Annotated in this window: 13 protein-coding genes and 1 pseudogene; 13 read left to right on the forward strand and 1 reads right to left on the reverse strand. The window is 55.6% G+C overall.

Annotation, left to right across the window (positions count from 1 at the left end; genetic code table 11):
* The 11 genes and pseudogenes from ADJ24_RS25405 to ADJ24_RS25825 form a co-directional block, all read left to right on the forward strand.
* A pseudogene (locus tag ADJ24_RS25405) lies at positions 1-182 on the forward strand (hypothetical protein); the annotation flags it as partial.
* Between the two features lie 288 nt (positions 183-470).
* Positions 471-1,385, forward strand: coding sequence for a nitrilase family protein (locus tag ADJ24_RS11775; protein WP_023092990.1), 915 nt, complete (start codon positions 471-473; stop codon positions 1,383-1,385).
* A complete protein-coding gene (locus tag ADJ24_RS11780; RefSeq protein WP_048702513.1) occupies positions 1,382-2,536 on the forward strand; it encodes a substrate-binding protein in 1,155 nt (384 codons plus the stop codon). The genes ADJ24_RS11775 and ADJ24_RS11780 overlap by 4 nt, the downstream gene beginning before the upstream one ends.
* Before the next feature lie 13 nt (positions 2,537-2,549).
* Entirely contained in the window at positions 2,550-3,386 is an 837-nt protein-coding gene (locus tag ADJ24_RS11785; protein WP_040119816.1) for a branched-chain amino acid ABC transporter permease, read from the forward strand.
* Positions 3,379-5,172, forward strand: coding sequence for an ABC transporter permease subunit (locus tag ADJ24_RS11790; protein WP_023092987.1), 1,794 nt, complete (start codon positions 3,379-3,381; stop codon positions 5,170-5,172). Before ADJ24_RS11785 ends, ADJ24_RS11790 begins: the two co-directional genes overlap by 8 nt.
* Positions 5,169-5,876 (forward strand): ABC transporter ATP-binding protein, encoded by a 708-nt coding sequence (locus ADJ24_RS11795; RefSeq protein WP_023092986.1) that lies wholly within the window; start codon positions 5,169-5,171, stop codon positions 5,874-5,876. Before ADJ24_RS11790 ends, ADJ24_RS11795 begins: the two co-directional genes overlap by 4 nt.
* Before the next feature lie 93 nt (positions 5,877-5,969).
* Positions 5,970-6,659 (forward strand): urease subunit beta, encoded by a 690-nt coding sequence (locus tag ADJ24_RS11800; protein ID WP_023092985.1) that lies wholly within the window; start codon positions 5,970-5,972, stop codon positions 6,657-6,659.
* Between the two features lie 3 nt (positions 6,660-6,662).
* Positions 6,663-8,378, forward strand: a complete 1,716-nt coding sequence (gene ureC / locus ADJ24_RS11805; RefSeq protein ID WP_040119801.1) for an urease subunit alpha — start codon at positions 6,663-6,665, stop codon at positions 8,376-8,378.
* A gap of 13 nt (positions 8,379-8,391) precedes the next feature.
* Entirely contained in the window at positions 8,392-9,003 is a 612-nt protein-coding gene (ureG, locus tag ADJ24_RS11810) for an urease accessory protein UreG (protein ID WP_023092983.1), read from the forward strand.
* A 107-nt stretch (positions 9,004-9,110) separates the two neighbouring features.
* Positions 9,111-9,818, forward strand: coding sequence for an urease accessory protein UreD (locus ADJ24_RS25820; protein ID WP_400214780.1), 708 nt, complete (start codon positions 9,111-9,113; stop codon positions 9,816-9,818).
* 246 nt (positions 9,819-10,064) lie between these two features.
* A complete protein-coding gene (locus tag ADJ24_RS25825) occupies positions 10,065-10,340 on the forward strand; it encodes a hypothetical protein (protein WP_224261803.1) in 276 nt (91 codons plus the stop codon).
* 7 nt (positions 10,341-10,347) lie between these two features.
* On the opposite strand, the gene ADJ24_RS25410 is transcribed toward ADJ24_RS25825, so the two are convergent.
* A complete protein-coding gene (locus ADJ24_RS25410; RefSeq protein WP_204369799.1) occupies positions 10,348-10,512 on the reverse strand; it encodes a hypothetical protein in 165 nt (54 codons plus the stop codon).
* On the opposite strand from ADJ24_RS25410, the gene ADJ24_RS25830 reads away from it, so the two are divergent.
* Complete coding sequence (locus ADJ24_RS25830) at positions 10,489-11,046, forward strand: urease accessory protein UreF (RefSeq protein WP_407026769.1); 558 nt, start codon at positions 10,489-10,491, stop codon at positions 11,044-11,046. The two genes, ADJ24_RS25410 and ADJ24_RS25830, sit on opposite strands and share 24 nt — an antisense overlap.
* 24 nt (positions 11,047-11,070) lie before the next feature.
* Positions 11,071-12,615 carry an ABC transporter substrate-binding protein gene (locus ADJ24_RS11830; RefSeq protein WP_040119802.1) on the forward strand — a complete coding sequence of 515 codons (1,545 nt, stop codon included), beginning with the start codon at positions 11,071-11,073 and terminating at the stop codon, positions 12,613-12,615.
* Positions 12,616-12,685 lie beyond the last annotated feature (70 nt).

The raw sequence follows: 12,685 nt of genomic DNA on the forward strand, positions 1-12,685 counted from the left end.
TAATCAGCGAGTCAGCTTGGGAAGAAATGACCTGCTTATTCGCACCTTCCAAAGGAAAACTGGCGACGGCGCTGCCGTTAGCCCAGCTCCTCGCGCAAGATGCGGTAGAGGTCGTACGCCGTGCATCTTCTGAACGCAACCTTTCCCATCAATGTGCCACTGCGGTGCGTCGCTTGACCTAAATCGGTGCGGCTACCGAGGAAGGCGCAATCGAAACAGCGTATCGTTTCCCGTACTTTCGGTCGTAAAGGCCCAAAAAACCAAGGATTTTTAATTCGCTTACCAGGGTGGCACGCCCGTTGCTTATGTCAGGAACGCGCAGCTATCGTTCTGATTCGTTTGATATATCGGTTGGCGAAATATTCATCGATCATCCCGGAAATCAAATATACCTTATGAAGCGGTAGCGGTTGTGTTCTGGTTTTGTAGTGCGCTATTTCGGCGCGCGACCAGTCGGAGGAGCTGATCTGATGCTTAGTCCCCTTGGTCACTCTGGTCCCGACCAGAGCCCACAAAAGTTGAAAATTGCCTGCATCCAGTTTGAACCAAAGTTTGGCGAGGTCGAGCACAACGTCACACGCAGCATCGACCTGATTGAGCAGGCTGCCGGCTACGGCGCTCGCTTGATAGTTTTGCCAGAGTTATGCAGCACCGGCTATATCTTTCAGTCGCGGGAAGAAACTCTCGCATTATCCGAGCGTGTGCCTGAAGGGCCTACTACTAATGCCTGGGTCGAAGCAGCTCGCCGGCTAGAAGTGACAATCGTTGCCGGGCTAGTAGAGCGCGACGGAAATTGTCTCTATAACAGCGCAGTTATCATCGACCCTTCAGGCGTGCTAGGGGTTTACCGCAAGCTTCACCTATGGGCAGATGAGAAGCTCTATTTCAAGCCGGGCGATCGTGGTCTACCCGTGTTCGATACTCTAGTGGGCCGGATCAGTGTCGTTATTTGCTACGACGGTTGGTTCCCTGAGATGTTTCGTCTGTCGGCCTGCCAAGGTGCAGAGATAGTATGTGTGCCAACCAACTGGGTGCCCATGCCAGAGCAACCGGCAGGCCACCCAATAATGGCAAACATTCTTCATATGGCCGCGGCTCACAGTAATTCGATAGTCATTGCATGCGCTGACAGGGTGGGCATTGAGCGTGGGCAACGATTCTTAGGGAATAGCGTAATCATCAATCGTTCAGGCTGGCCTGTAGCCGGGCCGTGCTCTGAAAGTGAAGAAAAGATCCTCATCGGGGAAGTGGATATGGACCCTAGGTGCGAACCCAGCTGGAACAGTGTCAATCACCCGCTAACAGATAGACGAACAGATGTATACGGCGAGAATTTAGGCGCAGATATCCAGATTAACCTGGCAAAGTTAGAGGCAGAGCGATGAAAGTACGTACACTTTTACTTGGTATCGGTCTCTCGGTGGGAGCTTCAGCATATGCAGCCGAACCTATAAAAATAGGTATACCAGTAGGTCTAAGCGGCGCAAACAGTGTCGTTGCACCTTCGGTCGTCCAAGCCTCGGAGTTAGCTGTCGAGGAGATAAATTCGCAAGGGGGAGTCTTGGGGCGTCAGCTGCGGCTTGAAATTGCTGATGACGGATCAGGAGCTCAAGGCGCTCAGCGCGCCTATGACAGTCTCGTTTTTCAACGGAAAGTTGACGGCATTGTAGCAATGGAAACTACGGCTGCCAGAAATGCCGGCTTACCAATCGTCAATCGCGGCAGGGTCCCCCTCATCTACACATCATTTTACGAAGGGCGCTCATGCTCTCCTATGATGTACATCAATGCCTGGGTGCCAGAGCAGCAGGTCGCCCCGGTTGTCGACCATTTTATGGCCGAGAACAAGGCCAAGAAGTTTTTCCTGATTGGCAGCGATTATGCCTTTGGTCGCGGCATGCTGCAGTACACTCGAGAGTACGTCGAGAGTAAAGGAGGCAGTGTGGTGGGCGAGGCGTACTTGCCCATGGATGGATCAGATTGGACCGCAATCATTTCTCAACTACGTTCGGCCAATCCGGACGCCTTGATTACGTCAACGGCCGGCGGCGCGCCAAACGTGACGCTCACCAGGCAGCTGCGCGCTGCAGGTATCTCGATCCCCTATGGTAACTACGCCCTCGATGAAGGCACAGCCAAAAGCATGGGTGATAACGCCGAGGGGATATACATCGTCGCATCTTACCTCTCAAGCCTAGAGACCGATGCGAATAAAGCCTTCCTTGAAGCGATCGAGAAGAAGTTCGGAAGCAGCGCCGAGACGCCGAACGAGTTGTCGGTGCCGCAGTACGAAGCCATATATGCGTACGCGGCGGCTGTCGAAAAGGCCGGCTCGACTGATTCTACTGCTGTTATACAAGCGCTAGGGGAAGTGACTGTGGAAGGGCCCCGCGGCTCCGTCATCATGAATAAGCAACATCATGCGTCGCTCAATATGTATTTGGGCCGCGTCGCTGCTGATGGTTCAGTTCAGCTCGTCAAATCGTTCCCAAAAGTTGACCCGGGCGAACAGTGTCCGCAATTCGCTAACAAGTAACGGGAGACACAACGTGGAGGCTTTACCGCTTGACATTTTGACGACTGCCGCAATTTTGTTCGTGGTTTCGACGGGCCTCATGATCATCCTCGGTGTAATGAAGCTCATCAATTTTGCTCATGGAGCATTTTTGACCACTGGCGGATACATAGCTTATCTTGTCGGCGCTGCTGGCCTCAACCCATGGCTCGCTGTCCCGGCGGCGGCCATCTTGGGGCTCTTGGCGGGGCTCGTGATTGAACGAACTATTATCAGACCGCTTTATCATCGGCCGTTGGATGCGATATTGGCCACATGGGGACTAGGCATTGTTATCGGGCAAGTATTTGCATTGACTTTCGGGCGGGGCGTGCAGTTCGCGCCCTCACCGATTCTAGGTACGATAGATGTTTTTGGAAGTGAATACTCTGGATATCGGCTGGCCATGCTAGCTATTGCCATAGTGTTGGCAGTTGCGCTTAGTGCTTTGTTGAGCTTCACCCGCTTCGGATTGAATGCACGTGCAGTCATTGCCAATGAACCGCTGGCTAGGGGCTTAGGTATAGATAGCGCGAATGTTCGATCCATAACTTTCGGCTTGGGTGCAGGACTAGCGTGCGCAGCCGGAGCGTTAATCACCCCATTGCTCTCGGTCGATCCAAACATGGGACTGCCTTGGTTGGTGAATAGCTTTATGCTAGTGATGATTTCGGGCGTTTCGTTTCCGAGCTTGTTGGTCGCTTCGCTGCTACTTGGAGGGTCGCAGGTCCTTGTCAGCACTTACATTAGTCCCATTCTCGGCGGCATGACTATCGTTGTTCTTGCTGCACTGATTCTGCGTTTAAAGCCGAAGGGGTTTAGCCGTGCCTGATAATCGCCTTTCTATGTCTTACACACATCGTGCTGCATTGATTGGGTGCCTTTCAGGCTTGGCCATTATCGCTGTAGCGCCGCTCTTCCTCGATGTCTATCTAACAAATATTTTGATCCGTACATTGTTTGTTGCGGCAGTGGTGATGACTGTCGACATACTTTGGGGGTATACGGGTGTTCTAACATTCGGTCAGTCGGCCTTTTTTGGCATTGGAGCTTATGCCTGCGGGCTGATCTTCACCCATTACGGATTCGGCCCTGGATGGGCACTTGCCGCGCTAGCTGTTGCGCTTGGCACGGCTGCAATCGTTGCTGCTGCTGTTGGATGGCTGGCTTTCTTTCATGGTTCATCGCCTCTGTATTCTTCCATAATAACGCTAGCATTGCCCATTGTGCTGACCCAGATAATATATTCAGGAGGCAGCTTTACGGGATCATCGAGCGGGCTTTCAGGATTCCCAACATATTACTGGGACTTGAAAGTTTGGTTCTGGATTGCAGGGGGCTTTTTGGTGCTCACGACTACGGCCGGCTGGCTTTTGGTGCGTAGCGATTTTGGTAGGGTCCTCATAGCCATACGTGAGAACGAAGAGCGTAGCGCCTATCTGGGTATCCCCGTCTCTCGCATCAAGACTATGTTGATGGTATTCGCCGGCATGGTGGCGTCTGTAGCGGGCTTCGGCTATGCGGCTTTCTCCAATGTTGTTGCTCCCGAAATGGCAGGATTTCAGCTGGGCACGGAGCTACTTATTTGGACCGCACTTGGCGGGAGGGCCACGTTACTGGGGCCGGTCTTCGCGGCGATCGGGATCGATACAATCTCCTCATGGCTATCCGGCGCTATGCCTTTTGTCTGGAAGCTTTTGACAGGCGTCGCTTTTGTTTTGGTCATTGTGCTCCTGCCCCGAGGGCTGGCGCCGTTGATAGGCGCATTATGGCGTAAGCTAAGGCCCAAGCATGTCCCGAAAACTCACGCTATCAGGCTTAACCCGGCGCCAGCGGGCCGGATGCTGCAAGCATCTTTCGGAGATGCGCCGCCCCTATGCCTGAGCCAAGTATCTCGTCGTTATGGGAGCTTACAGGTCCTGCGTGATGTGAACTTGGATGCGCACGGCACTGAGCTGCTAGGAATTATTGGACCCAACGGGGCTGGTAAGACGACATTGATGCGTTGCATTAGTGATGGCAACGAGCGCACCGGCGGTGCTGTTCGAGTCAACAACGTCGAAATAGCGCGGGGATCGCCCCAAGATATCGTTGGACTTGGGGTGGGACGCAGTTTCCAGAATACAAATCTATTCGACACTCTAACCGTCGGTGAATGCCTCCAGTTGGCTCGTTATCGAATCGATGGTGCAAAGTTGTTCGACAGGCGCGAAACCGTTTCGCTTCCCCAGCCAGCGCTAGACATTCTGAAGACCACGGGCCTCGATAAGATGCTAGCGGAGGAGACGCGCAACTTATCGCACGGAATGAAGCGGGGACTGGAATTGGCGATGGTGCTGGCAACTGAGCCGTCAGTACTCCTACTTGACGAGCCGACTGCAGGCTTGACCCGGCCTGAACGCATGGCCATCGGCGCGGTGCTCACGCGCCTGACGCAGGAATTCGGCTTGTGCATTATGCTTATAGAGCATGATCTCGACTTCGTGCGTGCTATCTGCAATCGAGTGGTCGTTTTGCATCAAGGTGCGATCTTGATGGAAGGGACTGTTGAAGAGGTAGTGGCGTCGGACTTGGTTAAAGCTGCCTATACAGGCCTACAAAAGGAGGCGGTAGCATGAACCAAGAGCTTCTGAGCGTCGAGGGGCTCACCAGTGGTTACGGCACAGCTGCTGTACTGCGAAACATTTCACTGAGCGTTTCCAAGGGCGAGATAGTCGTTGTGCTAGGAAAGAACGGTATGGGTAAGTCCACCCTGCTGAAAACAATCATGGGCTTCGTAAGTCCGTTCAGCGGTACTGTCTCGCTGGACGGGGATGATGTTACGAACATCCGACCGCACATGATGGCACGCTCCGGTGTGGCTCATACCCCCCAAGAGCACACGCTTTTTCCCGATCTGACGGTCGAAGAGAATCTCCGGCTGGGCGTAGCTTCGAACCGGCTTTTCCACGAGCGCCTGCCTTCTCTCGAAACCCTTTTCCCCCGAATGCTCGAGCGCCTAAAACAGCGGGCCGGAACGTTGTCTGGGGGCGAGCAAAAGATGCTGTTGATGTCGCGTGGCCTAATCGCCCAGCCAAAGTTGATGCTTATTGACGAAGTCAGTGAAGGGTTGCAGCCTGCGATGGTCGACCGCATGGGCGAGGTCCTTATCCGAGCACGGGATGAGCTGGGCATTGCGGTCTTGCTTGTGGAGCAGAACCTCGACTTTGCGCTGTCGGTCGCTAATCGCTTTATGGTGCTCAAGCTCGGCGAGATTGTAGAACAAGGGGACGTTGAGGATGTTGTCTCGACCCAAACTCTCTCGAATCACCTGGCCGTTTGACCGGCATTCGCGACGGACCATGTGGTTATGGTTCCAAAACGGCCACTACGGTGTTAAAGTCGCAAGCAGGCCGACCAAGACAGGAAGAGAATGATGCGTTTACTGCCCCGTGAGGTGGATCGACTTCTTTTGCGCCAGGCTGCTGAACTGGCGCGATCGCGCCAGGCGCGCGGCCTTTTACTCAGCGAGCCCGAGGCACGCGCGATTATTGCGGATACCGTCTGCGAAGGTGCGCGCGGAGGAGGTACGGTTACCGAGATGGTCTCGATCGCGTCCGGGCTGTTGACTGAAGACGACGTGATGGAAGGGGTATCAGAGCGCCTCGATGCAGTCATGGTCGAGGGTTTCTTCCCGGACGGTCAAAAGCTGGTTTGCATACACGACCCCATCGGCCCAGGCAAATCCACTGTCGCTGGCGCGCCTCACCGGCCCCGCTGGCGCCTGGGTGAGCAGCCGGTGATAATCAATACGGATCGGCCAACGGTGACCTTGCGTGTCCAAAGCACCGCGGACCGGCCCATTCAGCTTGGATCGCACTATCACTTCTTCGAGGTCAATCCAGCCCTGCGCTTCGATCGTGCCGCCGCCTACGGGTTCCGGCTCGACGTCCCAGCTGCAACCACGGTGCGCTTCGAGCCGGGAGACACCCGCCTGGTTGACTTGGTGGCTATTGGGGGAGCCCGAGTTGTATATGGTCTGGCAGGCCTAGTGAACGGGGCCTTGGATGACCCAACAGTGCGCTCTGCCGCGATGATCCGGTTGGAAAGTTTTTTACAGGAGTAGGGTATGGCTCAGTCTATTGAGCGCTCTAGATATGTATCACTGTACGGTCCTACGGAAGGAGACTGCGTACGGCTAGGCGACACTGGCCTTTGGGCGAAGGTGGAGCGCGATTTCTGTGTAGGGGGCGATGAGTTAGTCTTTGGCGCGGGCAAGACGGTACGAGGGGGCACCGGTTGTGACGGTGTGCTGACCGCTGCCGACGGCATTTTGGACCTGATCATAACCAACGCTCTGATCATCGACGCCGTTGCGGGCATCATCAAGGCCGACATCGGCATTAAGAATGGCCGGATCGTAGGAATCGGCAAGGCTGGCGACCCCAATCTTATGGATGGCGTAACGCCAGGGCTCACGGTGGGCGTGAACACGGATATCCGGGCCGCGGAAGGACATATCGTTACGGCGGGCGGAATCGACTGCCACGTGCATTTTATTGATCCGGGACAGGTGGATGAAGCTCTTTCGGCGGGGTTCACCACGCTGATGGGAGGAGGGCTCGGACCCACTACGGTTCCCATTGCGTCGACAGGCACAACTAACCTGGGGCTAATGCTCCAAGCAGCTGAGGCCTTTCCGATAAACTTCGGTTTCATTGCAAAAGCGGCCTCGCATGCCGTCGAGCCACTGCTCGAACAGCTTGCTGCAGGCGCAGCGGGTTTGAAAATCCATGAGGATTGGGGCGCGACTCCGGCCATCATCGATGCCGCCTTGAAGGCCGCGGAGATCGGCGGTGGGCAGATCCACTTGCACGCAGACACTCTGAACGAATCAGGATTTGTAGAGCACACTCTGCGCGCCATGGCCGGACGGTGCATTCACGCCTATCACGTCGAGGGCGCCGGGGGTGGGCACGCGCCAGACATCATCCGCATGTGCGGCATATCGAATGTACTGCCCTCATCTACGAACCCTACGAATCCATTCACCATCAACACGTTTGATGAACATTTCGACATGGCGATGACGAGCCATCATCTCAATCCACGTTTGCCTGAGGACGTGGCGTTTGCGGAAAGTCGGATTCGAAAAGAAACCATTGGCGCCGAAGACGTTCTGCACGACATGGGAGCGATCAGCGCGATCGGTTCCGACAGCCAGGGGATGGGGCGCATCGGTGAAACCATCGCTCGCTGTTGGCAGCTTGCTGACACCATGCGCGAGTTACGGGGCGCTTTGCCCGAGGATAGCGGCAGCGGTGCGGACAATTTCCGAATTCGTCGCTATATCGCCAAATATACTACCAATCCTGCCCTTATGTTCGGCATCGCAGATGAAGTGGGCTCGATTGAGCCTGGAAAGCTCGCAGACCTTATTTTTTGGAAGCCGGACAGCTTTGGCATCAAACCGGAACTAGTATTGAAATCTGGCTTCCCTGTCTGGGCTCCCTTGGGCGAGGCTAACGCTTCTCTTATGACCTGCGAACCTGTGCGTTATCGCCCGATGTGGGGGTACTTTGGTCGCGCTCCGCAGTCACTCGGCGTGCGTTTTGTCTCTCCATCTGCCATCGCAGCCGGGGTGGCCCAACGACTCGATTTGAAAGCTACCTTGCGTCCAGTGGCCGACACGCGCCGTCTCACTAAACGCGATATGGTGCTGAATGATGTGTTACCTAAAATTGACGTCGACCCTGAAAACTTTCGGGTTTACATCGATGGACAGGCCATCGACAGCCCTCCCACATCGCAGGTCTCTCTCGGCCAATCATATATGTTGAAATAAGGAGTGCAAACCTTTGACTGCAGTGCGTTTAGGTTTCGGAGGGCCGGTAGGCAGTGGCAAGACGCGCCTGGTCGAGCGATTGCTCCCCTTGTTCGCCGCGCGAGGAATCTCTGTCGCCGTGATCACTAATGATCTGGTTACTCACGAGGACGCAGAACGTGTTCAGCGCTCCGGCCTCATCGATCCTGAGCGTGTTCTTGGGGTTGAAAGCGGGGCTTGCCCGCATACTGCTATCCGCGAGGACCCTTCGGTAAATCTTGAGGCAGCAGCTTGGCTGGAGCAGCGCTTTCAGCCTGACGTGATTCTCATCGAAAGCGGGGGAGATAATCTAGCCGCTACATTTTCTAGCGAGCTCGTGGACTGGTGGGCTTTCGTCATTGATGTTGCCGGCGGAGACGACATTCCTCGGAAGAATGGGTTAGGCCTGTTAAGGGCAGACCTGCTAGTCGTCAATAAGATTGATTTGGCACCTCATGTCGATGTCGATATGACGCGCTTCAGAGCGGACGTAGCCGCAGCACGTTCCGATCGCGCTTCAGTATTTACCGATCTGCGAAAAGGCGAGGGTGTGCAGCTCGTTTTTGAACAAATTGTCCATAGCGCGCTGTTTGGGCGGAAACCCTGATGGGCGACGGAGTGCTGTCGTTGCGCTTTGCTCGTGATCGACATGGTCGAACGCGACTTGCTGCACGACAACAGCGCTACCCGTTGACGACTACCGCCGTTTTGCCCATGGAGTCAGAATCTGGTGCGCTAATATACGTGCAAAACGCGGCAGGATCAGTGTTTGGCGGTGATCGCCTGCATGTTGCCGTACACCTTGAGGCTAGCGCTGAACTTTGTCTCTCAACACCGTCCGCAACACGCCTGCAAGGTGAAGCGCTATCGATACAGACGACCATGATCGAGCTGAGCGAAGGAGCCTTCTTCGAGTACATCCCGGATATGATAATCCCGCATGCGCAAGCGGAACACAGGCAGCACACATGTATTGCACTGGCAAACGGAGCCGAGGCCATTTTCATGGAGAGTTTCGCGGCTGGCCGGGTGGCGAGAGGCGAGGAGCACCTTTATCGAAGCTTCTCGACGCGCCTTCAAGTCAGTTTTAGCGCACGCCCTGTGCTTCTTGACGCTTCGAGTTTCCGTCCTGGGGAGGCGAGTCCGGCCTTAGAGGGGGCGTTAGCGTCGAGTGGTTTTGTTGGGACCATATTCGCGTTGTCCCAACAGGGCGACCATGAGGAATTGGCGACTCTTATCAGTCGACGGTTGGCGTCCTTACCGGGTGTGTATGGTGGTGCAGCTGCGTTAGCCTCAGGCTATGGTGCGGTGGGACGTTTTCTAGCTGACGATGCGCCAAATCTTCGGATGGCGACGCAGGTGGCTTGGGATGTCGCCCGTCGCCACATGCGCGGCCGTCCCGCTCCACTACTAAGAAAATGAAGAGGGATAATGCTTTTAGTAAATAATATTCTGGGCCACGTCAACGACCAGGATTTTTCCGGTCGTCAGACGGACCGTGTATGGATTGCGTCGGCCGACGCGGGTCGCCGCCGGTTACGCACTTGCAGCGAGGGGGGCGTAGATCTAGGCATCGAGCTGCCCCGTGTGAGCTGGATGTTTGACGGCGCAGTTCTGCATGATGATGGGATGTGTATATTGGTCGTCTCCCGCCGCCCCGAACTGGTAATGGTAATCTCGCTCAACGAGCTGGGCCCTGAGGCGGTGTTCCGGATTGGCCACGCTCTTGGGAACCGTCACAGTCCTGCGGAGCTACACGGTAATGAGATCCTTGTACCGGTGACCGATACGCCTGATCTTGTTGCGAGATCGGTCCAGGCCCTCGGATTGCGTGAGCTAACGATACGCTTTGAAGAAAGACCTTTTGCGGCTGCAAGACCTCCAAATGGTGTGGGGGCTGCACACGAGCACCATCACCCCGTCGCTAATTCTGACGATGCTTGAAGGCAACCTAGCCGTGCGCGCTGGCCCATTGTTGTCCCTTATGCAACTTGCCGACTCCGCGCTGCCGATAGGCAGGCACGCCCATGCGTTCGGCCTTGAGCGAATGCTTCGGGATAAGCGCGTGACCACGCCAGACGCGCTCCGTGAAATGATCGTCTCGGCCTTGATTCATGGCAGCGCCCGCGCAGACGGTGCGGGGACCGCGTTGGCTCATACGGCATTTGTGGATCGGAACTTAGAGGATCTGAAAGCAGTAGATGCGCGGCTTGACCTACTGAAGTTGACGGCTCCAGCACAGGTGGCCTCACGTCGCTGTGGAAGTCGCCTAGCGGTGTTAGCACCGTCACTTCATGCAGACCCGATGTTGGCGGAATACGCTACCGCGGTGGCGGGCAAGGTTACGCCGGGTCATCTAGCGGTCATATCAGGAGCCCTGGCGGCGGCAATGGGGGTTAGCCGTGAGAATGCTGTGCTAGCTGAGCTGAGAGGTGTGGCTACGATGATTCTTTCGGCAGCCGTTCGCCTGGATGTGCTTTCGGCCACGGCGGCCCAAGGAATGATGGTAGCTCTTTCCACGCAAATTATCGCAGCGGCAGAGATCGCGCTTGTAACTCGCCCGGATGAGATGGAAGGTGGCGCCGCTGTGGGGCTAGACATAGCAACTATGCGCCACGCTCGTGAGCACGGTCGGCTATTTGCAACTTGACAATGCTAATTAGGACGCACCCATATGAATGAAGACAAGATTTTGCGCGTTGCGCTTGACTGGGCTGTGGACGAGGTCGATCCGCCCCGATCATTCGGGGGTTGGAATACAGGCCGCGTGGTTCATCAAACACATGAAAGCCTGTTTGAAGATGACTTCGGAGAGTTACCCGCTTCGGACGGCGCGCCCACCAGCCTCGTTCCGCGACTAGCGACCCATTGCATAACGTCACCAGACGCCCGTCGTTATACTTTTCGAATCAGAGAAGGGGTTCGTTTTCATGATGGGTGTCCACTCGACGCGGAGGCTGTAGTTATCAACTACGAGAGAATGTGTTGCGCAACCTCGCCCTTTTTCTCTCCGGTTGTTGCGGACTTCAATCGCATGGGCGTTGGCCTCATTGAAAAAGTTCGCGCTTTAGACTCGATGACCGTAGAGTTCAAGTTTTCCGAGCCGTTTCCTGAATTTCTGCGTTACATGACCCAAGAAGACGCACCCGGTGCTCAGTCGCTGATTAGTCCGGCGGCCATTCGCAAACTCGGTCCTGATGGTTGTGCCGACAAAGCTCCTGGTACCGGTGCGTTCCGGTTTCATTCTCGTTTTGAGACGGATGGAGGGTCTGCGGTAGAGCTGCGGCGGAACGATGACTACTGGGCCGGCCCGCCACAGATAGAAGGGATCCGGTTCCTACCTTTTCCTGACCGCAAGGCTCGCGTCCGGGCATTGGTTGAGGGGAAGGTGGATGTCGCCTATAGCTTAGAGGGCGCTGACCTTGAGGAACTGGCGGCGCTAGGGTTCACCGTGCCCTCATTTAACCCACCATATCTCTGGTATCTGGTATTTAACTTGCACGATCCGCTTATCGCAGATTTGCGCGTTCGGCAGGCAATTGCGTACGCTATTGATAGAGAGTCATTATGCGCTGAGTTATTTCCGGGGGCGGCTGTTCCGGCGCATAGTGCGCTATCTCCAGGCTCCCCTGCTCATGACCCGCATGCAGCAAATCGCTATGTCTACAATCCCGAGCGGGCAAGGGAGCTCTTGGCCGAGGCAGGGGCAAACGATGGCTTGGTTTTGGATGTCATTGCGGCGCAAGCGGGGTCTGCGCAGCTCGATCCAGGGGCCATTTATCAGCGGCTCGCGCTCGATCTAGCCAAGGTTGGTATTCGCTTAAATGTAACGCTGCATCCGGATTGGGTAGCTTACTGCAACCAGTGGCGTGAGGGGGCGCCGTCTGGTATTGCATTTAGTGAAATGAGCTGGGGGATGTCGTGCGATCTATGGCTATCACAGATCCTACATGGGGCAAATCAGTCTCCCCGAGGTTTCAACGCTGGGTATAACAATGACCCTCATCTCGACGGATTCTTGGATCTCGCTCGTGCTACGATTGACTCGTCGGGAAGAGCCGCGCTATACAGGGCAGCTGATGCAAGGGTCATGGAATCACTCCCGATTCTTCCCCTGTTCACGTCCCGTCGAGGTATGATCGCGTTTTCGCCCAGGGTGAAGGGGCTCACCGTCGTAAACCAGTGTTGGCAAGACTTCCGAAAAGTTAGGCTCGAATGACCGAATCGTTCCTGGTCAAAGGGGTCGGTTCCGGCTGAGGGCGAAATGACACCCTAAGCTTTCGGTTCCT

This window comes from Enterobacter sp. 940_PEND, assembly GCF_001059415.1.
Lineage (GTDB): Bacteria > Pseudomonadota > Gammaproteobacteria > Enterobacterales > Enterobacteriaceae > Enterobacter > Enterobacter cloacae_M.

Bases quoted from the DNA above. Each gene is read 5' to 3' on its own strand.
- ADJ24_RS11775 (WP_023092990.1), top strand. From the start codon at position 471: ATGCTTAGTCCCCTTGGTCACTCTGGTCCCGACCAGAGCCCACAAAAG.
- ADJ24_RS11780 (WP_048702513.1), top strand. From the start codon at position 1,382: ATGAAAGTACGTACACTTTTACTTGGTATCGGTCTCTCGGTGGGAGCT.
- ADJ24_RS11795 (WP_023092986.1), top strand. From the start codon at position 5,169: ATGAACCAAGAGCTTCTGAGCGTCGAGGGGCTCACCAGTGGTTACGGC.
- ADJ24_RS11800 (WP_023092985.1), top strand. From the start codon at position 5,970: ATGCGTTTACTGCCCCGTGAGGTGGATCGACTTCTTTTGCGCCAGGCT.
- ureC (WP_040119801.1), top strand. From the start codon at position 6,663: ATGGCTCAGTCTATTGAGCGCTCTAGATATGTATCACTGTACGGTCCT.
- ADJ24_RS25820 (WP_400214780.1), top strand. From the start codon at position 9,111: ATGGAGTCAGAATCTGGTGCGCTAATATACGTGCAAAACGCGGCAGGA.
- ADJ24_RS25825 (WP_224261803.1), top strand. From the start codon at position 10,065: ATGGTAATCTCGCTCAACGAGCTGGGCCCTGAGGCGGTGTTCCGGATT.
- ADJ24_RS25830 (WP_407026769.1), top strand. From the start codon at position 10,489: ATGATCGTCTCGGCCTTGATTCATGGCAGCGCCCGCGCAGACGGTGCG.
- ADJ24_RS25410 (WP_204369799.1), bottom strand. From the start codon at position 10,512: ATGAATCAAGGCCGAGACGATCATTTCACGGAGCGCGTCTGGCGTGGT.
- ADJ24_RS11830 (WP_040119802.1), top strand. From the start codon at position 11,071: ATGAATGAAGACAAGATTTTGCGCGTTGCGCTTGACTGGGCTGTGGAC.